This window comes from Pseudomonas sp. R43(2017), from assembly GCF_002112345.1.
In the GTDB taxonomy this organism is placed as follows: Bacteria; Pseudomonadota; Gammaproteobacteria; order Pseudomonadales; family Pseudomonadaceae; genus Aquipseudomonas; species Aquipseudomonas kribbensis.
On sequence record NZ_NEHJ01000006.1, the window covers coordinates 51,438 to 73,508 of the forward strand.

Annotated in this window: 24 protein-coding genes; 14 read left to right on the forward strand and 10 right to left on the reverse strand. The window is 60.2% G+C overall.

All coding sequences use genetic code 11. The annotated features are described in order from the left end of the window. Window positions 1–35 precede the first annotated feature (35 nt). Together CAG02_RS17890 and CAG02_RS17895 are read right to left on the reverse strand one after the other, a co-directional pair. A complete protein-coding gene (locus tag CAG02_RS17890; protein WP_085710716.1) occupies window positions 36–833 on the reverse strand; it encodes an ABC transporter substrate-binding protein in 798 nt (265 codons plus the stop codon). Window positions 834–924: 91 nt separating this feature from the next. Then, window positions 925–1,548, reverse strand: coding sequence for a TetR/AcrR family transcriptional regulator (locus CAG02_RS17895; protein WP_085710717.1), 624 nt, complete (start codon window positions 1,546–1,548; stop codon window positions 925–927). A gap of 187 nt (window positions 1,549–1,735) precedes the next feature. Between CAG02_RS17895 and CAG02_RS17900 the strand changes: the two genes are divergently transcribed. The 8 genes from CAG02_RS17900 to CAG02_RS17935 all read left to right on the forward strand — a co-directional run bounded on the left by CAG02_RS17900 (window position 1,736) and on the right by CAG02_RS17935 (window position 11,018). Further along, window positions 1,736–3,526: an acyclic terpene utilization AtuA family protein gene (locus tag CAG02_RS17900; protein ID WP_085711014.1), complete on the forward strand. Its 1,791-nt coding sequence runs from the start codon at window positions 1,736–1,738 to the stop codon at window positions 3,524–3,526. Between the two features lie 12 nt (window positions 3,527–3,538). Then, a complete protein-coding gene (locus tag CAG02_RS17905) occupies window positions 3,539–4,408 on the forward strand; it encodes an SDR family oxidoreductase (RefSeq protein WP_085710718.1) in 870 nt (289 codons plus the stop codon). Between the two features lie 3 nt (window positions 4,409–4,411). After that, the gene (atuC, locus tag CAG02_RS17910; RefSeq protein WP_085710719.1) at window positions 4,412–6,028 is read left to right on the forward strand and encodes a geranyl-CoA carboxylase subunit beta; all 1,617 of its coding nucleotides are present in this window, start codon (window positions 4,412–4,414) and stop codon (window positions 6,026–6,028) included. A 29-nt stretch (window positions 6,029–6,057) separates the two neighbouring features. Continuing rightward, entirely contained in the window at window positions 6,058–7,215 is a 1,158-nt protein-coding gene (gene atuD, locus CAG02_RS17915; protein ID WP_085710720.1) for a citronellyl-CoA dehydrogenase, read from the forward strand. After that, a complete protein-coding gene (locus CAG02_RS17920) occupies window positions 7,212–8,009 on the forward strand; it encodes an enoyl-CoA hydratase/isomerase family protein (protein WP_085710721.1) in 798 nt (265 codons plus the stop codon). The genes atuD and CAG02_RS17920 overlap by 4 nt, the downstream gene beginning before the upstream one ends. Before the next feature lie 68 nt (window positions 8,010–8,077). Next, entirely contained in the window at window positions 8,078–10,039 is a 1,962-nt protein-coding gene (locus CAG02_RS17925; RefSeq protein WP_085710722.1) for an acetyl/propionyl/methylcrotonyl-CoA carboxylase subunit alpha, read from the forward strand. Between the two features lie 69 nt (window positions 10,040–10,108). Further along, a complete protein-coding gene (locus CAG02_RS17930) occupies window positions 10,109–10,651 on the forward strand; it encodes an exonuclease domain-containing protein (protein ID WP_085710723.1) in 543 nt (180 codons plus the stop codon). Window positions 10,652–10,733: 82 nt separating this feature from the next. Next, a complete protein-coding gene (locus CAG02_RS17935) occupies window positions 10,734–11,018 on the forward strand; it encodes a pyrimidine/purine nucleoside phosphorylase (protein WP_007940055.1) in 285 nt (94 codons plus the stop codon). Window positions 11,019–11,088: 70 nt separating this feature from the next. On the opposite strand, the gene CAG02_RS17940 is transcribed toward CAG02_RS17935, so the two are convergent. Together CAG02_RS17940 and CAG02_RS17945 are read right to left on the reverse strand one after the other, a co-directional pair. After that, entirely contained in the window at window positions 11,089–11,895 is an 807-nt protein-coding gene (locus CAG02_RS17940) for an MOSC domain-containing protein (protein ID WP_085710724.1), read from the reverse strand. A gap of 90 nt (window positions 11,896–11,985) precedes the next feature. Beyond that, window positions 11,986–12,921, reverse strand: a complete 936-nt coding sequence (locus CAG02_RS17945; RefSeq protein WP_085710725.1) for a chemotaxis protein CheV — start codon at window positions 12,919–12,921, stop codon at window positions 11,986–11,988. Window positions 12,922–13,373: 452 nt separating this feature from the next. Between CAG02_RS17945 and CAG02_RS17950 the strand changes: the two genes are divergently transcribed. From CAG02_RS17950 to CAG02_RS17960, 3 genes are all read left to right on the forward strand, one after another. Beyond that, complete coding sequence (locus CAG02_RS17950) at window positions 13,374–13,844, forward strand: hypothetical protein (RefSeq protein ID WP_085710726.1); 471 nt, start codon at window positions 13,374–13,376, stop codon at window positions 13,842–13,844. A 490-nt stretch (window positions 13,845–14,334) separates the two neighbouring features. Next, complete coding sequence (locus tag CAG02_RS17955; protein ID WP_085710727.1) at window positions 14,335–15,228, forward strand: sensor histidine kinase; 894 nt, start codon at window positions 14,335–14,337, stop codon at window positions 15,226–15,228. Next, window positions 15,225–15,884: a response regulator transcription factor gene (locus CAG02_RS17960; protein WP_085710728.1), complete on the forward strand. Its 660-nt coding sequence runs from the start codon at window positions 15,225–15,227 to the stop codon at window positions 15,882–15,884. The genes CAG02_RS17955 and CAG02_RS17960 overlap by 4 nt, the downstream gene beginning before the upstream one ends. Here CAG02_RS17960 and yegS read toward each other — a convergent pair. Further along, window positions 15,868–16,785 carry a lipid kinase YegS gene (gene yegS, locus CAG02_RS17965; protein ID WP_085710729.1) on the reverse strand — a complete coding sequence of 306 codons (918 nt, stop codon included), beginning with the start codon at window positions 16,783–16,785 and terminating at the stop codon, window positions 15,868–15,870. The genes CAG02_RS17960 and yegS overlap by 17 nt on opposite strands. 314 nt (window positions 16,786–17,099) lie before the next feature. On the opposite strand from yegS, the gene CAG02_RS29835 reads away from it, so the two are divergent. Next, window positions 17,100–17,408: a hypothetical protein gene (locus tag CAG02_RS29835; protein ID WP_170931619.1), complete on the forward strand. Its 309-nt coding sequence runs from the start codon at window positions 17,100–17,102 to the stop codon at window positions 17,406–17,408. A 42-nt stretch (window positions 17,409–17,450) separates the two neighbouring features. Here the strand turns inward: CAG02_RS29835 and glp are convergent, their stop codons facing one another. Both glp and moaB read right to left on the reverse strand, forming a co-directional pair. Further along, window positions 17,451–18,677 carry a gephyrin-like molybdotransferase Glp gene (gene glp / locus CAG02_RS17975; protein WP_085710730.1) on the reverse strand — a complete coding sequence of 409 codons (1,227 nt, stop codon included), beginning with the start codon at window positions 18,675–18,677 and terminating at the stop codon, window positions 17,451–17,453. Next, window positions 18,661–19,200 carry a molybdenum cofactor biosynthesis protein B gene (gene moaB, locus CAG02_RS17980; RefSeq protein WP_085710731.1) on the reverse strand — a complete coding sequence of 180 codons (540 nt, stop codon included), beginning with the start codon at window positions 19,198–19,200 and terminating at the stop codon, window positions 18,661–18,663. Before moaB ends, glp begins: the two co-directional genes overlap by 17 nt. An 81-nt stretch (window positions 19,201–19,281) precedes the next feature. On the opposite strand from moaB, the gene mobA reads away from it, so the two are divergent. Together mobA and CAG02_RS17990 are read left to right on the forward strand one after the other, a co-directional pair. Further along, window positions 19,282–19,884: a molybdenum cofactor guanylyltransferase MobA gene (gene mobA / locus CAG02_RS17985; RefSeq protein ID WP_085710732.1), complete on the forward strand. Its 603-nt coding sequence runs from the start codon at window positions 19,282–19,284 to the stop codon at window positions 19,882–19,884. 77 nt (window positions 19,885–19,961) lie between these two features. Further along, window positions 19,962–20,183 (forward strand): YgdI/YgdR family lipoprotein, encoded by a 222-nt coding sequence (locus tag CAG02_RS17990; RefSeq protein WP_085710733.1) that lies wholly within the window; start codon window positions 19,962–19,964, stop codon window positions 20,181–20,183. 74 nt (window positions 20,184–20,257) lie between these two features. Here CAG02_RS17990 and CAG02_RS17995 read toward each other — a convergent pair whose 3' ends face one another. The 3 genes from CAG02_RS17995 to CAG02_RS18005 form a co-directional block, all read right to left on the reverse strand. Next, complete coding sequence (locus CAG02_RS17995) at window positions 20,258–21,151, reverse strand: pseudouridine synthase (protein ID WP_085710734.1); 894 nt, start codon at window positions 21,149–21,151, stop codon at window positions 20,258–20,260. Window positions 21,152–21,220: 69 nt separating this feature from the next. Continuing rightward, the gene (locus CAG02_RS18000; RefSeq protein WP_085710735.1) at window positions 21,221–21,538 is read right to left on the reverse strand and encodes a transcriptional regulator; all 318 of its coding nucleotides are present in this window, start codon (window positions 21,536–21,538) and stop codon (window positions 21,221–21,223) included. Window positions 21,539–21,710: 172 nt separating this feature from the next. Continuing rightward, window positions 21,711–21,947, reverse strand: coding sequence for a glutaredoxin family protein (locus tag CAG02_RS18005; RefSeq protein ID WP_085710736.1), 237 nt, complete (start codon window positions 21,945–21,947; stop codon window positions 21,711–21,713). Between the last annotated feature and the right edge of the window lie 124 nt (window positions 21,948–22,071).

The window sequence follows — 22,071 nt, forward strand, 5'->3', positions numbered from 1 at the left end:
GCGGGAAATTTAGGCCGGGCGGATAAAACCACAGCTCATGAATGAGGCACCGGCACCACCGCAATCTTGTACGGATCGAAGATCTTCAGCATCTGGCCGTTGTCGCGCAGCCCTTGCAGCAGTTTGCCGAACGCTTCGCCGGTGATTGGCGTCTTCGGGCTGAGAATCGCGTAATGGTGGTAGATCTGGTCGATGCGCTGGGACACCAGCAGTTCGTCACGCACCTTTTCGTTGCGCAGCAGGTAATCGAACAGGTACGAGCGAGTCACCAGCGCAATGTCCGCCCGCCCGCGCAGCACCATTAACAGGTTGCTGTCGTGGGAATAGGTCAGTGTCGCGTTGTAAGTTTCAGCGAGGTACTTGGGGTCGGCATTGAAGTTGGCGAATTCGTAGTGATAGCCGCTGTACAGTGCCAGCCGCTTGCCCTTGAGATCGGCGAAGTAATTCTGCTGGCGACCGGGTTCTTTCTGCGCGACGAAAATCTCTGCGTCTTCCAGCCCCATGTCGACCGTGGTGTGGGGAATGTCTTTCCAGCCCCAGTCCGGGTTCTCGAAGATCGCCATGTCCGTGCGACCTTCCTTGAAATCGCCGAACCGCCGTGGAATCGAGGTGGGGACAAGCTCGAAACGATAGTCGCTCTGCGAGTGGTTCAATGCCTCGACCAGTTCCGGCAGCAGACCGGTGTCGGCGCCGTTTTCCGGGCGAATGGTGTAAGGCGGAAAATGCGCCGCGCCCACCCGAACCACTTGCACCGCCTGAGCGGGCAATACCCATAGTGCAGCCAGCGCTGCGAGCATCAGCCCCGCGGCCGTCCGATCTGGCGAAGACTTCAAAACACCCCACTCCCCGAAAAAGTACCGTTGCATGCATTCAAGCTAGGCGGTTTCGCCCAGTTAGCCAGTTTCCCGGGCCGATAGAAAGCGATTAGCGCTCTTCGAGCACCAGAATCAACGCCTCTTCGGCCAGTTGATCAAGGCTCAGGCTGCCGCCGGCGCGGAACCAGGTGGTGGTCCAGGACAATGCGCCCGTGAGAAAACGTCGGGTAATGAACACATCGCCGCGAATGAACCCCGCTTCTTTGGCTTCGCCCAGCACTTGCAGCCAGATGTCCTCGTAGATATCACGCAACGCCAGCACCCTGGCCTGACCGTCTTCGGACAGCGAGCGCCATTCGTACACCAGCACCGCCATCGCTTCGCCGCTGCCGCCCATGATCGACTGCAATTCGCAGCGGATCAGCGCCAGCACGCGCTCGCGCACATTGGCCGCATCGGCCAGGGCCGCCCGCATCAGCGCGGTGTTGTAGCGAATGGTTTCTTCCATCACGGCACGCAGGATTTCATCCTTGCTCTTGAAGTGATGAAAGATGCTGCCCGACTGAATGCCCACGGCACCCGCCAGGTCACGCACGGTGGTGCGTTCGTAGCCCTTGTTGCGAAACAGGTGGGCCGCCACTTGCAGCAGTTTGCCGCGAGCGCTGTCCGGGTCGGTCAACTGGCCTTCATCGACCAGTTCGCGCATGACCTTCAGGGCTTTTTGCTCGTCCACCCGTTCTCTCCTACAGTCGTTCAGTCGTCTGCCGCCCTGAAACCGCAGGGTTGCGCGGGCAATTTAAGCCGCCGGCCGCGACCAAGCAAGCGCTTGGGCAGAAGATAATTTCGCCTGTTTACAAACCAAGCGCTTGCTTGGTAGCCTCGATGCACTTCTGTCACAGGTTGCTGAGTCGGAGATGAAAATGCCCACCACGGTTCGCATCGGATGCGCCAGCGCATTCTGGGGAGACACCTCGACCGCCGCCGCGCAGCTTGTGGCCGGTGGAAAGCTGGATTATCTGGTGTTCGACTACCTGGCCGAGATCACCATGTCGATCATGGCCGGCGCACGCATGAAGGACCCGCAGGCCGGGTTTGCCGGCGATTTCATCGAAGTCCTCACGCCCCTGCTGCCGCAACTGGCGGAACAGAAAATTCGCGTCATCAGCAATGCCGGCGGGGTCAATCCCCAGGCCTGCGCCGCCGCGTTGCAAGCGGCCTGCGACAAGGCCGGCGTGGCGCTGAGAATCGCCGTGCTGTCGGGCGATGACCTGCAACCCCAGTTCAAACAACTCGCCACCCAAGGCATCACGGAAATGTTCAGCGGCGCCCCGCTGCCGCCGATGTGCGTGTCGACCAACGCCTACCTCGGCGCCCCTGGCATCGTCGAAGCCCTGCGCCTGGGCGCCGACATCGTCATCACCGGCCGCGTGGTCGACAGCGCGGTGGTCAGCGCAGCGCTGGTGCATGAATTCGGCTGGTCGTGGCACGACTACGACAAACTCGCCCAGGCCGCATTGGCCGGGCACATCATCGAATGCGGCGCGCAGTGCACCGGCGGCAATTTCACCGATTGGCGTGACGTGCCGGATTACGAACACATCGGTTTTCCGATCGTCGAGGTCAGCGCGGACGGCCAGTTCATCGTCAGCAAACCCGAAGGCTCCGGCGGGCTGGTCACGCCGCTGACCGTCGGCGAACAGATGCTCTACGAAATCGGCGATCCGCAGGCCTATCTGTTGCCCGATGTGGTCTGCGATTTCAGCCAGGTCAAACTCCAGCAACAAGGCAAAAACACAGTTCGGGTCCACGGTGCGAAAGGCCTGCCACCCAGCGACAAATACAAGGTCAGCGCGACATACCCGGACGGCTTCCGTTGCACCGCCAGTTGCCTGATCGCCGGTATCGATGCGGTGGAAAAAGCCCGGCGCGTCAGTCAGGCGATCATCGACAAGACCTCGGAAATGCTCGGCCAGAAAGGCCTCGGGCCTTACACCGAAACCCATATCGAACTGCTCGGCAGCGAAGCCACCTACGGCCCCCACGGCCAGCGCCGGGACAGCCGCGAAGTGGTGATCAAACTCGCCGTGCGCCACCCGAACAAACAGGCCCTGGTCCTGTTCTCCCGGGAAATCGCCCAGGCCGCCACCGGCATGGCGCCGGGCCTGACCGGCATCGTCGGCGGACGGCCGACGGTTTATCCGCTGATCCGGCTGTTCTCGTTCCTGATCGACAAAAGCGCCTGCAGCTTGCAGATCGACATCGACGGCGAGCGTCACCCGTTTGCCCTGCCCGCCTCGGCCACACTCGACAGTCAGGATCTGCCCCTGCCCCACGAAACGCCCAAACCTCAGGGCCGCGCCGACGCCAGCGTGCCATTGGTAAAACTGGCGGTGGCGCGCTCCGGCGACAAGGGCAATCACAGCAACATCGGTGTGATGCCGCGTCGCCCGGAATACCTGCCGTGGATCGCCGAAGCGCTGACCCCGGCGGTGGTTGTGGACTGGATGAGCCATGTCCTCGACCCGATTCATGGCCGGGTGGAACGCTGGTATCTGCCGGGTACTCACAGCCTGAATTTCCTGCTGGAAAACGCCCTCGGTGGCGGTGGTGTGGCGAGCCTGCGCATCGACCCGCAAGGCAAAGCGTTCGCCCAGCAATTGCTGGAAATCCAGATCCCGGTGCCGCAGAGCATCGCCGAACAGTTCGACTAGAGGATTGGCACCATGGCGTATGAATCGATTTTCAGGACCGATCTGTTCAGCGGCCAGACGGTGATCGTTACCGGTGGCGGCAGCGGCATCGGACGTTGCACCGCTCATGAACTGGCAGCGCTCGGGGCGACCGTGGTGCTGGTCGGACGCAAGCCGGAAAAGCTGCAAACCGTTGCCGCCGAAATTGCCGAGGACGGTGGCCGGGCGCACTGGAAGGCCTGCGACATCCGTGACGAAGAAGCGGTGAAGGCGCTGGTCAGCGAACTGATCCGCGAACACGGGCCGATCCACGGACTGGTCAACAATGCCGGCGGGCAATACCCGTCGCCGCTGGCCTCGATCAATCAGAAAGGTTTCGAAACCGTGCTGCGCACCAATCTGGTCGGCGGTTTTTTGATGGCCCGGGAAGTGTTTAACCAGTCGATGAGCAAGCACGGCGGCAGCATCGTCAACATGCTCGCCGACATGTGGGGCGGCATGCCGGGAATGGGTCACTCCGGCGCCGCGCGGTCGGGCATGGACAACTTCACCAAGACTGCCGCCTTCGAATGGGGTTACGCCGGCGTTCGGGTGAATGCCGTGGCGCCGGGATGGATCGCGTCCAGCGGCATGGACACCTATGAAGGCGCGTTCAAGGCCGTGATCCCGACCTTGCGCGAACACGTGCCACTCAAGCGCATCGGCACCGAATCCGAGGTCAGCGCAGCAATCGTGTTTCTGCTGAGTCCCGCTGCCGCATTTATCAGCGGCAGCACCTTGCGCATCGACGGCGCCGCCAGTCTGGGCAGTCGTGCATGGCCGCTGCACAAGGCGACCCACAGCGAATCCTTCAACGGTTTTCACCGGGCCTACATGCCAGACGTCTTGAAGGACAAGGAGTAAGCCATGCCGGTCATTCAGTCACAGCTCGACCCGCACAGCGAAGCCTTCGCTCGCAACCGCGCGGCGATGCTCACCGCCATCGAGCAAGTCCAGCAGCTCGAACAGAACCTGCTGAACAAGGCTGCCGAAGCCAAACCGAAATTCGACAAGCGCGGACAATTGCTGCCTCGCGAACGCCTGAACCTGCTGCTCGACCCCGGCGCGCCGTTCCTCGAACTGGCGAGCCTGGCCGGCTACAAACTGCACGACGACAAGGATGGCAGTTCGGCAGGGGGTGGCTTGATTGCCGGCATCGGTTACGTGTCCGGAGTGCGCGCCTTGATCGTGGCGAACAACAGCGCGATCAAGGGCGGGACGATTTCCCCGTCGGGTCTGAAAAAATCCCTGCGCCTGCAACAGATTGCCCAGGAAAACAAACTGCCGGTCATCACCCTCGCCGAAAGCGGCGGTGCCAACCTCAATTATGCGGCGGAGATTTTCGTCGAAGGCGCACGCAGCTTTGCCAATCAGGCGCGGATGTCGGCCATGGGGCTGCCGCAGATCACTGTGGTGCACGGCTCGGCCACCGCCGGCGGCGCGTATCAGCCGGGGCTGTCGGATTACGTGGTGGTGGTGCGCGGCAAGGCCAAGCTGTTTCTTGCCGGCCCGCCGTTGCTTAAAGCGGCGACCGGTGAGGTGGCCACCGACGAAGAACTGGGCGGCGCCGAGATGCACGCGCAAGTCGCCGGCACCGCCGAATACCTGGCCGAAAACGATGCCGACGGCGTACGTCAGGTGCGGGAAATCGTCAGCCTGCTGAACTGGAACGAGCAACTGCCGTGGCTACCCGAACCACAATTCAAAGAGCCGCTGTACCCCATCGACGAACTGCTCGGTCTGATCCCGGACGACCCGAAAAAGCCCTACGACGTACGCGAAATCATCGCGCGGATCGCCGATGAGTCGCGCTTCCTGGAGTTCAAGGGAGAGTTCGATCAGCAGACCGTTTGCGGTCACCTGAAAATTCAGGGCCGCGCCTGCGGCTTCATCGGCAACAACGGCCCGATCACTCCGAATGGTGCGAGCAAGGCGGCGCAGTTCATTCAGCTGTGCGACCAGAGCCAGACGCCGCTGCTGTTTTTCCACAACACCACCGGGTTCATGGTCGGCACCGAATCAGAGCAGAACGGCGTGATCAAGCACGGCTCGAAACTGATCCAGGCCGTGGCCAATGCGCGGGTGCCGAAACTGACGATCGTGGTCGGTGGCTCCTATGGTGCGGGCAACTACGCGATGTGCGGACGCGGGCTCGATCCGCGCTTCATCTTCGCCTGGCCCAACAGCCGCACGGCGGTGATGGGCGGCGCCCAGGCCGGCAAAGTGCTGCGCATCGTCACCGAAGCCAAACAGTTGAAGGACGGCCTGGTGCCCGATCCGAAAATGCTCGACATGCTGGAACAGGTCACCGCGCAGAAACTCGACAGCCAGTCCACCGCCCTCTACGGCAGCGCCAATCTGTGGGACGACGGGCTGATTGATCCGCGCGACACCCGCACCCTGCTCGGCTATCTGCTGGACATCTGCCACGAAGCCGGCATCCGCACACTGGCCCCCAACAGCTTTGGCGTCAGCCGGTTCTGATTGCCACGGACTCAAGGAGAACAATAAAAATGATCTTCACCCCGGAACACGAAGCCCTGCGCCGCACCGTCCGCCAGTTCGTCGAGCATGAGATCAACCCCCACGTCGATGAATGGGAAAAGGCCGGGCGCTTTCCGATCCACGAGATTTTCCGCAAGGCCGGCGACCTCGGTCTGCTGGGGATTTCCAAGCCGGAAAAATTCGGCGGCATGGGCCTGGATTACAGCTATTCGATCGTCGCCGCCGAAGAATTCGGCACCATCCATTGCGGCGGTATTCCGATGTCGATCGGCGTGCAGACCGACATGTGCACCCCGGCCCTCGCACGCTTCGGCTCCGATGAGCTACGCGACGAATTCCTGCGCCCGGCGATCACCGGCGAGCAGGTCGGCTGCATCGGAGTGTCGGAAGTCGGCGCCGGCTCCGACGTCGCCGGGCTCAAGACCACCGCGCGCAAGGATGGCGACGACTACGTGATCAACGGCAGCAAAATGTGGATCACCAACTCGCCAAGCGCCGACTTCATCTGCCTGCTGGCCAACACCTCGGATGACAAACCGCACGTCAACAAATCGCTGATCATGGTGCCGATGAACACGCCGGGCATCAGCCTCAGTTCACATCTGGACAAGCTCGGCATGCGCAGCTCGGAAACCGCCCAGGTGTTTTTCGATAACGTGCGCGTGCCACAGCGCAATCGCATCGGCCATGAAGGCGCCGGGTTCATGATGCAGATGCTGCAGTTCCAGGAGGAACGCCTGTTCGGCGCGGCCAACATGATCAAGGGCCTGGAATACTGCGTCGACAGCACCATCGAATACTGCAAGGAACGCAAGACCTTCGGCAACGCACTGATCGACAATCAGGTGATCCACTTCCGCCTCGCCGAATTGCAGACCGAAATCGAATGCCTGCGGGCGCTGGTCTATCAGGCCACCGAGCAATACGTGAAAGGCCAGGACGTCACTCGACTGGCCTCGATGGCCAAGCTCAAGGCCGGACGCCTTGGCCGCGAAGTCAGCGACAGTTGCCTGCAATATTGGGGCGGCATGGGCTTCATGTGGGACAACCCGGTGGCCCGCGCTTACCGCGACGTGCGGCTGGTATCGATTGGCGGCGGCGCCGACGAAATCATGCTGGGGATCATCTGCAAACTGATGGGCATCCTGCCGGGGAAAAAGAAATGAGCACCCTGCCCGCTTGCCAGACGCTGTTGCTGGAGCCGCATAACGGCGTGCTGTACATCACCCTCAATCGCCCTGAAAGCCGCAACGCCATGAGCCTGCAAATGGTCGCCGAACTGCGCGCAGTGCTTGCCGCTGTGCGCGATGACCGCAGCGTACGCGCCCTGGTGCTCAGCGGCGCCGGCGGGCATTTCTGTGCCGGTGGCGACATCAAGGACATGGCCAACGCCCGCGCCCAGGGCAGCGATGCCTATCGCGAGTTGAATCGGGCTTTCGGGTCGCTGCTGGAAGAAGCGCAGCACACACCGCAAGTGTTGATCACCGTGCTGCAGGGCGCGGTGCTCGGTGGCGGTTTCGGGCTGGCGTGCGTGAGCGATATCGCGATGGCCGATCATCAGGCGCAATTCGGTCTGCCGGAAACCAGCCTCGGCCTGTTGCCGGCGCAGATCGCGCCGTTTGTGGTGCAGCGCATCGGCCTCACCGAAGCCCGCCGCCTGGCCCTGACCGCCGCCCGCTTCGATGGTCATCAGGCTCGACGGCTGGGGCTGGTGCACTTTGTCGAACAGGATCCGCAGGCACTCGCCGAGCGTCTGGATGAAGTGCTCGATCACGTCTTGTGTTGCGCCCCCGAAGCGAATGCCGTGACGAAAAAACTGCTGCTGGCCAGCGCCGGCCAGCCATCGAGCGAACTGCTGGATGAAGCGGCGCAGTGGTTCAGCGAAGCGGTGACCGGTGCCGAGGGCATCGAAGGCACGATGGCGTTTGTGCAGAAACGCAAACCCGGATGGAGCACCTGACCCTGTGGGAGCGGGCTTGCCCGCGATGAGGCCCTTCCATCCACCGCCAACATTCAGGAAAAACCACCATGCCCGCCATCCATAAAATCCTGATCGCCAACCGCGGTGAAATTGCCTGCCGCATCCAGCGCACCGCCCAGGCCCTCGGTTATCGCACGGTCGCGGTGTTCAGCGACGCCGACGCCGATGCGCTGCATGTGCGGATGGCGGATCAATCGGTGCATATCGGCCCGGCACCGGTGCAGCAGTCCTATCTGAACATCCCGGCCATCCTCGACGCCGCACGGCGCAGCGGTGCCGACGCAATTCATCCCGGTTACGGATTCCTGTCGGAGAACGCCGAATTCGCCCGGGCCTGCGAACAGGCCGGCCTGACCTTCATCGGCCCCAGCGTCGAAGCCATCGAGCTGATGGGCAGTAAACGCCAATCGAAAATCGCCATGCTCGCCGCCGGTGTGCCATGCATCGCCGGCTATCAAGGCGCCGGGCAGGACGACGCGACCCTGACACGGGAAGCCGAACGCATCGGCTATCCGCTGATGATCAAGGCCAGCGCCGGCGGTGGCGGACGTGGCATGCGGCTGGTGCATCACGCATCTGAATTGGCGGAGCAATTGCGCACGGCTCGCTCGGAAGCCTTGAATGGATTCGGCAGCGACGAACTGATCCTCGAACAGGCACTGATCGAACCGCGCCATGTTGAAGTGCAACTGTTTGGCGATCGCCATGGCAACCTGATCTACCTCGGCGAGCGCGACTGCTCGATCCAGCGTCGCCATCAGAAGGTCATCGAGGAAGCGCCGTGCCCGGTGATGACCGAAGAGTTGCGTCAGGCAATGGGCGAAGCAGCGCTCAAGGCCGGGCGTGCGGTGAACTATGTGGGCGCTGGCACCGTGGAGTTTCTGCTCGATGCCCGAGGCCAGTTCTTCTTTCTGGAGATGAATACCCGATTGCAAGTCGAACACCCAGTAACGGAGTTGATTACCGGACTGGACCTGGTGGCCTGGCAACTTTTGGTTGCCGAAGGCCAGCCGCTGCCGTTGACCCAGGCGCAGGTGAAACTCGATGGCCACGCCATGGAAGTGCGACTCTATGCCGAAGACCCGGCCCAGGGATTCCTGCCGCAGACCGGGCGTGTCGAAGTCTGGGCACCGGCACTGGATCGGGGAGCCCGGATTGATCATGGGCTGATCGAAGGTCAGTCGATCTCACCGTTCTACGACCCGATGCTCGGCAAACTGATCGCCCACGGCGCGACCCGCGAAGAGGCCCGGCGCAAACTGTTGTGCGCAGTTCAGGACAGCGTGTTGCTGGGTGTGCAGAGCAATCAGCGGTTGCTGACCAGTCTGTTGCAGCATCCGCAGTTCATCAGCGGCGAATTCAGCACCGGGTTTATCCCGCAACACTTCGCCGACCATCCATGCCTGCGCCCGCATACACCGAGTGCCGAAGAACTCGCGATCGCGGCGTTGCTGTTCTATCAATCTGCCGCGGGTTCGCATCGCGCACCGTTGGCCGGTTGGCGCAACAATGCCGGCGCGCCACTGCACTATCGCCTGGGTCTTGAAGATCAGGAATGGAGCGTGCAATTACTGGCCGCCCCGGATGGCATCGTTCGGGTACAGGTCGCTGAACGCGCCTTCGAACTGAAGCTCATCGAACACGGCGAACGCTCGATTTCCCTGGACATCGAAGGCCTGCGCCAGCGCCACGCCTATCGCCTGCACGACGACCAGCTCTGGCTGTTCACCCGTCCCGGCAGCCTGCGTCTGGTGGATCGAACTCATGCCGTGATCGACAGTCAGACCAGCGTCAGCACCGGCACCTTGAAAGCCCCGATGGATGGCGCAATCATCGACGTGCTTGTCAGCGAAGGCAGCCCGGTCAGTAAAGGCCAGCTGCTGGTGGTGCTGGAAGCGATGAAAATGGAGCACCCGCTCAAGGCCGGCATCGATGGCGTGCTCAAGCGGGTGCAGGTCAAGGTCGGCGATCAGGTGAAAAATCGTCAGGTTCTGTTGCAGGTCGAGTAGTCACCGCGCGCATCCGCAAGGTTTGACTACGCTCTGAATAATCAGGACGCGGAAATCAGGAACCCTGCGATGCCCCATTGGCTGGTCATTGATCTGGAAGCCACCACCGATGAAGGTGGCTGGCCGGTTACGGAAATGGAGATCATCGAAATCGGTGCCACCCTGGTGGATCGAACCGGTCGCGAGCAGGATCACTTTCAACGCTTCGTCAAACCGACGCGTCGGCCACAGCTGACGCCGTTCTGTCGTGAGCTGACACACATCACCCAGGCCAACATCGACGCGGCGCAACCGCTGACCGAGGTCTGGCCGGCGTTCGAGCGCTGGCTCGCTCAGCATCAGACTCGCCTTGAAGGCTGGGCCAGCTGGGGTGATTACGACCGCAAGCAATTGCTTCAGGAATGGCAGCGCCTGCAACTCGACAGCGCCCTTAGCCGTGTGCCGCACATGAACCTCAAACAGCGCTTTGCCAAGGCCCGACGCCTTGAACGGCCTCTGGGACTCAATGGCGCCCTGCAACTGGCAGGCATGCAGTTCACCGGGCAGCAACACCGGGCACTGGAAGATGCGCGCAATACCGCCCGATTATTGCCGCTGGTGCTGCCGCTCTAGCGCAGGTGACGGCGCCTTGAGCCTTGTGCATACTGGCCGACCTTTTTGACCCTTTTTAAGCCCTTTTCGAGAGGAATCGCCCATGTTTAAAGTCAACGAGTACTTCGACGGCACCGTCAAGTCGATCGCTTTTGGCACCGCTGAAGGCCCTGCGACCATCGGCGTCATGGCCCCGGGCGAATACGAATTCGGCACCAGCCAGCGTGAAATCATGCACGTGGTTTCGGGCGCACTGACCGTCAAACTGCCGGACAGCAGCGACTGGGAAACCTTCGCCGCCGGCAGCCAATTCAACGTGCCGGCCAACAGCAAGTTCCAGCTGAAAGTGGCCGTCGACACCGCTTACCTGTGCGAATACCGCGGCTGAAACCCCGGTTTCCTGCGGCAATAAAAAATGCCCGTGTCCAAGGACACGGGCATTTTTCGTTTCGGGACGGTTATTCGAGGATTTCCACCGGCATGCCGACTTCTAGTCGACCGTTGCTGTCGTTGACCAGGTTCTGACCGAACATTGCACCGTCGGCCTGGGCACGGGTCTTTTGCAGGGTCGCCAGTGGCTCGCGGTCGGCGCTGCGCTCACCGGTTTTCGGGTCGATGGTGGTGAGAATGCAGCGCGAGCACGACTTGACCACGCGGAATTCGACATCGCCAATGCGAATGCGCTTCCAGCCATCCTCGGCATACGCCTCGCTGCCCTCGATCACCAGATTCGGCCGGAACCGCAGCATTTCCAGCGGACGCCCGACTTCCTGCGATAGATGTTGCAGCGACGCCTCGCCAATCAGCAGCAGCGGGAAACCGTCGGCAAAGGCCACCTGGTCGTCATCGTTGCCGTACCCGGCCTGAGTCATCCGGGCGCGGTCCAGTGGCACTTGCACCAGTCGGGTCGGCTTGCCGATGAATTCGCTGACCCAGCGGGCCGCTTCTTCACCGGCATCCGGCACACGCAAGGTGTCGCGCCAGATGGTCACGCCGCGCAGTTCGGCTTCGTTACCGGGCAACGCGATATCAATCGCCGAATGTCCCGGCGCATCAAGGGTCAGGCCACCGTCGGCATTCCACAGCGCGGACAACTGGCTCATCTTCGCTTCGGCACGCTGAGTCAGGAAGCGCCCGCTGGCCTCGTCCACCAGCATCCAGCGTCGGTCGCCCTCAAGCCCCAGTTTGTCCAGGCCGATCCCTTGCAGGACCTCGGCCTTGCCGGATTTCAGCGGGTAACGATAAAGCGCGCTCAGACGCAGCATGGCCAGCTCCCTGGTGGGTGAAAAACGCCACCCTATACGAGCTTTGTCGCCGAATCAAAGGCTGACGCCGGGTCAGCCTCGACAAGTTGATCAGGCCGGTACTTCGTCGAGCATCAGACGCTGGCGCACCACATCGACCAGCTTGTCCGGCTGGAACTTGGAGAGGAAGTTGTCGCAGCCGACCTTCTTCACCATCGAGTCGTTGAAGCTGCCGGACAGCGAGGTGTGCAACACCACATACAGGCCACGCAGACGCGGGTCGTTGCGGATTTCGGTGGTCAGGCGATAGCCGTCCATTTCCGGCATTTCCGCGTCGGTGAAGATCATCAACAGCTTGTCGGTCATGTTGACCCCGGTGTCGGCCCAGGCCTTGAGCATGTTCAGGGCTTTCAGACCGTCGCTGGCGATGTGCATCTTCACGCCCAACTGGCCGAGGGTGTCGCGCAATTGCGACAGGGCCACATTGGAATCGTCCACCAGCAGCACTTCACGGCCGCGGGCACGCTCCAGGACCGGATCTTCCAGTTTGTCGCGGGACACCTTGGCGTTGTACGGAACGATTTCGGCGAGGACTTTCTCGACGTCGATGATTTCCACCAGTTGATCGTCGACCTTGCTGATGGCGGTCAGGTAGTGCTGGCGGCCGGCACTGGTCGGCGGCGGCAGGATGGCTTCCCAGTTCATGTTGACGATGCGATCCACGCCACCGACGAGGAAGGCCTGCACCGAACGGTTGTATTCAGTAACGATGATCGTGCTGTTGGGGCCCGGCACCAGCGGGCGCATGCCGATCGCCTGGGACAGGTCGATCACCGGCAGGGTCTGGCCGCGCAGGTTGACCACACCGCAGACAAACGGGTGACGCTGAGGCATCAGGGTCAGCTTCGGCAGTTGCAGAACTTCCTGAACCTTGAACACGTTGATCGCGAACAATTGGCGCCCGGCCAGCCGAAACATGAGAATTTCCAGGCGATTCTCACCCACCAGTTGCGTGCGTTGGTCTACCGTATCGAGAATGCCGGCCATCAATGACTCCTGGGCTTGTTCTGGTGAATTCATTAAAGGGGGTTATCGGCGGATTCCGGCCAATCTTGATCCCCATACAAATCACCTACAAAATGCCATGAGCAGGCATTGATGTCACATTAACATCATGCTTTACTGGCCCCGTGATTTCATCTGCTACATTCTCTGCGGCGCGACCACGGTTTGCGCGGCAGGTTCCCGTGCCTAAGGGATTCCCCTAGTAACAATCAGGCCCAACCTGATGTTCGCAATATCCAATAGCCATTAATGTGACGCCATTCTCATTGCATGAACGGAGTCAGGCTTTTGTGTGCGATCGCAGTTCAGTGGAACCCCATCCTCTCGAAACCCCTGTCAAAAGCCTCGGCACCGCAGGGCGCGATCTCACGACGGTTCATGATCGTCGACACACACGACATTCGCTCATCAGACATGACGTTGTGGAGATAAGCATGCCGAACGACCGTAAAGAGTGGGCGCAGCGGTTCCCCGATTTTCTTGTCGAGGCTGAAACGCTCCTGGCCAAGTCCGAAGAGTGCCTGAGTCATTTGCAACTGATCAGCAATGACAAGGACGCAATCGATTGCATGCTCAGCACCCTGCTCAAACTGGCGAACAAGGCCGATGCCCTGGCACTGGTGGCAGTCTCCGAGTTCTGCCTGCACCTGCACGGTTTGCTCACTCAGACGCAAGATCATGTCGACCTGCATGCCCAGGCACTCGACGCCCTGAAAGACTGCTTCACCCTGATGGCCTGGCAACTTGAGCTGGTCGACCAGAGCACCGGCCAGTTGAGCCTGGACGAAAGCGAGCAGACGTCCCTCATCGAAGCGTTCGCCTTCCAGGTTGGGCAGAGCCAGTTTCAACCGCCGCTCAGTGCCAAACCCTTGTCCCTCGTGTCTTACTCGGAGCGACAAGCGTAATCGAGTGCACCCCGGGCCCGTTGGAGCCTGTTAGTTCGAGCCATCGAATGTCGCAATTGAATAACTCATGCCTGCCAGCGACATCTCCAAATAAATAATTACGCTTCAACATGCAGACTGCCTACCGTTGAAGTCAGGGTTTACCTGTGTATAAAAACTGAAGACTTCAGGTGTCATCGATAATTATCGACTCCAATAAATCAACTTTTTCCATTATGGAACTCGCGTCCAACATGGCGTATTTCCTGACTCTTTGGACATATAGGGCGAACGCGACCAACGGTATGTTAAGTGGTATTATGCCGCGCGTTAGTTGCTTTCACTTAATGGCACAGTGACTTCAATGATCGTTCTGCTCCGAAGTTGGCAGTCAATTATCGATCACTGAACCGTTTTGAAACCAACAACCTGAATCACAGATTTTCAGACAGAGACCGCCAGCCACTTTGACCGGTCTGCCCGCAGCGAACATCCATTGGCTCCATCCGCTATGTACGCCAGCCTCAAGTCAATCGCCACATGGCCACCCTCCAGAGAAAACGCGCGCAGGTTCACGCTCACGCTTTGCATTGGTGCAGCTTTGGGCAGTCTGCTGACTTATTGCCTGTCCGCACCGTTGTCGTTTGGCCTGCTGCTGCTCAACATGGCAGCCGCCGCTTGCGTCTTTACCCAGCATCGCCTGTCACGCAAGTCGATCAAGTTCCAGCCCCAGGAGCTGGCCGATCGATTGCTCGAAGTCCAGGAAAACGAACGCCATCGCCTCAGCCGCGAACTGCACGACGATATCGGCCAGTTGTTGACCGCCGCCAAGTTGCAGAGCGAATGGCTCAAACGGCGTCTGCCCGAGGACCTTCAGGAACAATGTTCGGCACTCTGCGACACCCTTGAGGAAACCCTCAATAAAGTCCGTGATGTTTCGGCCATTCTCAACCCACGGCAACTGACCAGCCTCGGGCTGGAAGCCAGCCTGCGCGCGCATTTGCTCAAGACACTGGCCAATACTTCGGTTCACTGGAGCCTGGACTGTCAGCAGCGTTTGAACGGCATCCCCGAAGAAATGGCTGTCGCCGCCTTCCGCATTACTCAGGAAGCCGTGACCAACATCCTGCGACATGCGCAGGCCAAGAACCTGCTGATCCGCGTGCAACGCCTTCCCCAAGGCTTGACCCTGCTGATCAGCGATGACGGTCTGGGGTTTGCCCCGGCCGCCAATCCCGGTCGTGAAGGACAACGAGGCATGGCCGGGATGGCCGAACGGATCGAGCAACTGGGCGGCAGCCTGAGCGTGACGAGCGAACCGGGCAAAGGCACTCAAATCGAAGCACTATTCCCCTGGGCGCCCCGTGCACTCGAGCGGGCCAGTACGAATAAGGTTATGCGTTGACTTGTAACTTACTTCTGGTGGATGACCACTCGCTGATCAGAGCCGGCGTGCGCGCTCTGGTGCTGGATATTCCCGGTTACGCGGTAATCGGCGAGGCCAATGACGGCTCGCAATTGCTCGAGATGGTCGAGCAGTTGAACCCCGATATCGTCTTGCTGGATATTTCCATGAGAGAAACCGGCGGCCTGGAGGCATTGCAGCGGCTCAGACGGGTTCGTCCGCACAGCAAAGTGCTGATTCTGTCGATGCACACCGACCCTGCGCTGATCATGCAGGCACTGGAGTCCGGCGCTCATGGCTATCTGCTCAAGGACACCACGGCCACTGAGCTCGAACACGCACTGGAAGCGCTGCGCAACAACGAACGCTATCTGAGCCCGGCCATCGCCCACACGGTGATCAACCAGGCCCTGACACGCAATCAGAAGTTGCAACCGGAAGTCGCCGATTCGCACAACCTGACAGCGCGCCAGCTGGAAATCCTGCGCCTGATCGTACGCGGCAAGTCCACCCGTGAGATCGCCAATGGTTTGGGTCTGAGCATCAAGACTGTGGAAACCCACCGCTCGCAGATCATGAAACGCCTGCAGATCTACGATGTGGCGGGGCTGGTACTGTTTGCCGTACGGGAGCAGATCATCAGTCTGGATGACTGACCCGCCGCGTCCTGCCCAACAGCGGCGAGTTCTCCGGCAAATGCACACGCAATGCCGCCGGACGCGCCGCAAACCGCAGACTGTCCCCTTCCAGCGGTTCACCATCGAGATTGATGCAGAGCCCTTCGGCGACCTTGATTTCGACCCACGGCAATCGTGTGCGGACAAACATGTTGTCGAGACCAAATCCGTCGCTGAGCAAATTTTTCAGCGTACCGACCAGTTCCTGTGGTGCCGGAAGAATACTGATATCCAGCAGGCCGTCATCCGCCAGTGCCTCCGGGCACAACACATGCCCTCCGCCTGCCTGGCGGCCATTACCGATACCCAGCGCGAGCAGTTCACCGCTCCAATGAAAGTCCGGCCCCTGCAATTCGCCATAGGCGGCGTGCAACTCACTGAATCGCGACAGCCCCGTAAACAGATAGGCCGCGCCGCCCAGCACCTTTTTCAGATCCTCCGAGGTATTGGCGGTGACCTGACTGCCAAACCCGCCCGTGGCCATGTTCAGGAATATCTGACCGCCCACCTCCCCCAGATCAATGTCACAGGCTGGCGCGTCAAGCAAATCGAGTGCCGCATCCGGTTCCAGAGGAACACCGGCCGCGCGGGAAAAATCGTTGGCGGTCCCCAACGGCAACAGCACCAGACTCGCCTTGCCCGGGTGAGCCGCCAGGGCCTCGGCGATGTCGCGCAAGGTGCCATCGCCACCGCCGGCAATGATTGTCCCGTATCCGGCAGTCAGCGCTTCTTCCACCAGACGCTGGGCATCGCCGGCCTCCCAGGTCAGGCGTACCGCCAGATCCCAGCCCTGTCCGCGCTTGCGTTCAACAGCGGAGCGAACCGCTTCGTTGAGTGCCTGCTTGCCATGCAGAATCAACAATGCCCTGCGCTCATCCATATTGGCCACTCCCGTTATTAAATCAGTTCGGGACATCTTGACCTTCACGGCACGCAAAAGAGCCACCGCAATCCCAAGTATTTCCTGAGTCCCGTCTAACTCGTCCTACAGGGCGGTATTTTTTCGTACGAAATGTAAGGAATCGGCTCAATTGACCAGTCTCGACCATTGGTACACCGTGTGTCGACAGCAACAATCTTCAACCCGATAACACAAGGATGTGCAGGTAATGAGTCACTACATCATCAGGTCTTTCGATCATTCGAGTTGCGGTTTCTGCCAGCAGAAACACATGGCAGCAGGCGGGGGTTTCCATGCACAGCCATGAAGCAAGAGTGGCGGTGAATCCGGTTGCCCCCCTCTCCAACAGTCGTGCCAGTCAAAAAGCCGAATTCAACAGCTGTACCAAAAACACTGGAGAAACCGTTATGGAACCTCGTGTCACCGAACTGGAAACCCACATCAAATACATCCGCCGTGACATGGACGAAGTGAAAGGAGACGTCAAAGCCATCAAACACCGTCTCGCCTACTCCGCAGGTGCCACAGCGGTTGTCCTTGGATTGTTGGGCTGGATTGCCAATAGTCGCTTTGACCAGCTCGTGACACTGATCAGCCGATGACTTACAAAGATGCAGGCCCGCGTTGGGCCTGCATTACGATGATCAGCCGAGAAGGTCACTCAGGGGAATGAAGGGCACCATGTCTCCCTGGGCCAGGGTACGCCCCTCCTGCACCTCTACCAATCCATCAGCCCAGGCGGCGCTGCGCAGAACACCTGAACTCTGGTTTCGGTAGATAGTTGCCTGTCCCTGCTCCAGTCGCCCCCGCAGGAATTCACGCCGATTGCCGGCCTGGGGCCAGACGAATCCAGCCGGGACTGGAAACTTGAGAGGCTCGACATCTTGCACACCCTGACGACGCAGCAGATAAGGCTTGGTCAGCAAGGCAAAAGTCACCAGGGTCGACGCGGGGTTGCCGGGCAGGCCGATGACCGGAACACCCCGGAAATGCCCAACAGTCAAAGGCTTCCCGGGCTTGATTGCCAGCTTCCACAGTGTCAGCTCACCCTCCTCCCTCAGCGCGACGCCGAGGAAATCCGCTTCCCCAACCGATACGCCTCCGGTCGACAGTATCAAGTCGGCCTCTTCGAGTTCCCCAAGACGTGCGCGGGTGGTGGGCAAGTCATCCGGAAGAATCCCGGCATCCAGCACCTCACAGCCCAAACGTTGCAACCAACTGCACAGCACCACCCGGTTGCTGTTGTAAATCTGTCCCGGGCCCAGTGCCGCTCCCGGTTCAACCAGCTCATCACCAGTGGACAGCACTGCCACACGGGGCTTGCGGATCACTTCAAGGCCGGCGCAGCCCAAAGACGCAGCCAACCCCAACTCGATCGGACCGAGCCGGGTTCCCGCGGACAGGATCAATTCGCCCACCGTGGTTTCCTGCCCCTGCGGGCGGATGTTCTGCCCGGACACCATGGGCTCAGTGAACCGAACTCGTTCGTCGGCCTCGATCACGGCGTTTTCCTGCATCTCGACGCAATCGGCACCTGGTGGAACGGGTGCCCCTGTAAAGATACGGGCACAGGTGCCTGGCTCCAGCGGCTCGGGCGCCTGACCGGCAAAAATCTTCTGACTGACCGGCATCGGCTCACCGGTCCAGTCAGCCAGGTTCAAGGCATACCCGTCCATGGCACTGTTGGGCCATGGCGGCAGGTCCAGTGTCGAAACCAGATCCCGCGCCAACACCCGGCCCTCAAGCTGCACCAATGGCAGATACTCGGACTCGGCGATACGCGAGGCGTCAGCCATTTCCAGCAGACGCGCCAATGCCACCTCGACCGGCATCAGGCTGCCGGTCTTGCCAGGCTTACCCGCGGGATTCACAAGGAGCCGCCTGTTTCAGGTGAGGGACGAAATTGCACGGACGATGCCGTGAATCCAGTTGCTCGGCCAGGATGCCATCCCAACCGGTGCGCACCGCATTGGTCGAACCCGGCAGACAGCAGACCAGCGTACCGTTGGCCAGTCCAGCCAGTGCACGGGATTGCACAGTGGAAGTGCCGATATCGGCCACCGAAATCTGTCGGAACAACTCACCAAAACCATCGACTTGCTTGTCGAGCAGGCACGCAACGGCTTCGGGTGTGCTGTCACGACCGGTAAAGCCTGTGCCCCCGGTAATCAGCACCACTTGCACGACATCTTCAGCAATCCAGTGGGCAACTTGCGCGCGGATTTTGTACAGGTCATCTTTGAGCAATACCCGCTCCGCCAGGTTGTGACCGGCAGCGGTCAAACGGTCGACGAAGACCTGGCCGGAGGTATCGGTTTCCAGAGTACGGGTGTCGCTGACCGTCAATACCGCGATATTGAGCGGTGCAAAAGGTACATCAGCCTTGGCTTTCATAGGCTCATCCAGTTGTAGGAGAAACAGCCCGGTGTTATATCACAGCGCCCCATTTTTTCGCCGAACCTGCGGAGAGTTGCCATGACTTCCAATACCCCTTTGCCACCCTGCTCCGTCCTGTTACTGGCCGGTGGACGTGGTCAACGCATGGGTGGCCAGGACAAGGGGCTGATTGAATGGCACGGGGAACCGCTGATCGCTCATTTGCAGCGCAAGGTTCGCCCGCTGACCGACGATCTGATCATTTCCTGCAACCGCAATCGCGAGCGCTATGCGCCCTTCGCCGATCAATTGGTGACGGACGACGAAGAAGACTTTCCCGGACCATTGGCCGGCATCCGTGCCGGTTTGCGAGCCGCTCGCCATCCCCATCTGCTGGTGTTGCCGTGCGACGTACCGCGAATCGATCTTCCCCTGTTACAGAGCATGCGCGAGACCGCCAGCCTGCACCCTGAAAACCCGTTGATGCTGCGTCACGACGAGCACTGGGAACCACTGCTTTGCGTAATTCCCGTGGCGCTTCTGCCCGCATTCGAAGAGGCCTGGCAAGAGGGAGAGCGCAGTCCTGGCCGGCTCATGCGCAGCCTTGGTGCCCAAGCACTGATTTGCCCGGACAACGACCCACGGCTGGCCAATCTCAATACCCCGGAACTGTTAAGCTCTCATAACACTGTGTCAGACTGACCGCATTCAAGGAACTCTCACGCCTTGCATACGTCTACAGCTCAGTAACCAAAAGAATTCCCTTCGGAGACAAACACATGACTCAACGGACTCTCGCCACTTTCATGCTCGCACTGGGCCTGGCCACCCTCGCCGGTTGCGCTTCGCCAACGGTGATCACCTTGAATGACGGTCGCGAAATCCAGGCCGTCGACTCGCCTAAATACGACAAGGATTCGGGCTTCTACGAATTCGAACAGCTGGACGGCAAGCAGACTCGCATCAACAAGGATCAGGTTCGCACCGTTAAAGAACTGTAAGCGACGCCAGATACAGAAAAGCCCGCATTTGCGGGCTTTTTCGTGAGCGTCAGAAAGATGGTTAGCACTATTACTCACCAGTCCAACGTGATCCGGCTTTCAAAATCACGCACCTGCCCAGTCACTGGATCAATGAACCGCAAACCCTGCGCCAGCAGCTTGAGCGGTTTGGTGTAATCGTCCTCGACGTCCTTCAACACCTCGGGATAGAACGGATCGTTGCAGATGCTCGCGCCCAATGCCGTCATGTGCACCCGCAACTGATGTTTCTTGCCGGTCACCGGATACAGGCCATAACGCCAGAGGTCGCCGTTCCGTTCCCGCACTTCCACTGCCGTTTCGGTGTTGCTGACACCGGGACCTTCCTGCATGCGGAAAAAAGGCTCGCCATCGACCATACGGCTCTTGTGTACCAACGGAAAATCCAGCCCCGGCAATGCAGCAGCGATCGCTTCGTAACGTTTTTCGATTTGCCGTGTCGGGAACAATGACTGATACGCCGAACGTGTCTGCGGATTGGCCGAAAAAATCACCAGCCCGGCGGTGTGCCGGTCGATTCGGTGCAACGGCACCAGGTGCGGGTTGTCCAGACGACGAATCAACCGGCGCAGCAGCGTCTGTTCCACGTACTCCCCTGCTGGCGTCACCGGCAGGAAATGGGGTTTGTCTGCGACGACCAGATGTTCGTCCGCGTAGAGAATCGACTCGACCACCGGAATCGGCTTTTCATCCGGCACTTCGCGAAAGTAATGGATGCGCAGGCCTTCCTTGTACGGCAGGTCCAGCGCAATCGGCTGGCCTTCGCCATCCAGTACCCGGCCTCGGGCAATCCGGTCCAGCCACTGATCGCGTCCGATGGCACTGAAGTGATCACACAGACAATCAAACACCGTCCGCCAGTCGCCCGGGGGCAGGTAAAGCGTGCTGGCCTGATTCTGTGCGGCGGAAAATGATGATGTGCTGGACATACGGAGAACTCGAACCCTCAAAGCAGAGCGGCATTATCCAACACCGGACGCAGCAGACCTAGCGCAGAATCAGGCGGGGATCGATTTGAGGGCCGCCGCCTCGGTGAACTCCTTCAGCCAGCGCAGTACATCGACAGCCTCCCAGCGGCCCGGGTCGTACAAGGCGTACAACAACCCCTGATAACCCACCACATCCAGTTGCTTGTGATAGCCGGCGCGCTGGAACAAGGCCTCGATCTCGGCAAAACAGGTATTGAAATGCAGCTTGTTGAAAGGCGTCTTGCCCTCCGTGACCAGACCGTCCAGACGCAATTCGCGGACGGCGTCGTGCACCACATCAACCGACATCCGGTTCACGCTGCTTTTCAACTGTTCGACATTGACCACGATTCATCCCTCAGACGTCCTGGCTGCCATGCCCGTTGCCCCGGAAGGACACAGCACGGCGAGCCCACTCAATTACTGTATACACATACAGTAACCGAATAAACCCGCAAGTGCCAAGGATCGATGAGCGTCGCGATGAATGGCCACGCCGGAACAACGTCGAGGGAAAAAGCTAACGCAGAAATGCCACAACCTGATCGGCACTGAACGGCCAGCCCAGCTCCGCTCCGGTATCGGCCCGGCGCAGCACAGGAATCCGCAGGCTGTAGGCCTCGAACCAGGATTCATCGTCGGCAATGTCAACCAGTTCCACCAGCAGTCCATGCTCGACGAACGGCATCAGCTCGGCTTCAGCGACTTCACACAGATGGCACCCCAGGGTGCCGAACAACTGGCATTCAGGAAGCATGCGCGTTCAATCCCAAAATTTGATTGGCCATTTTAGGCCTGACCTGTGAACCCGTCGACCCATCAGAGCCCTCGAGCCATCGACCGGTTCTGTCCTCGCAAAACCCTGACTCAAATCAGCCCGC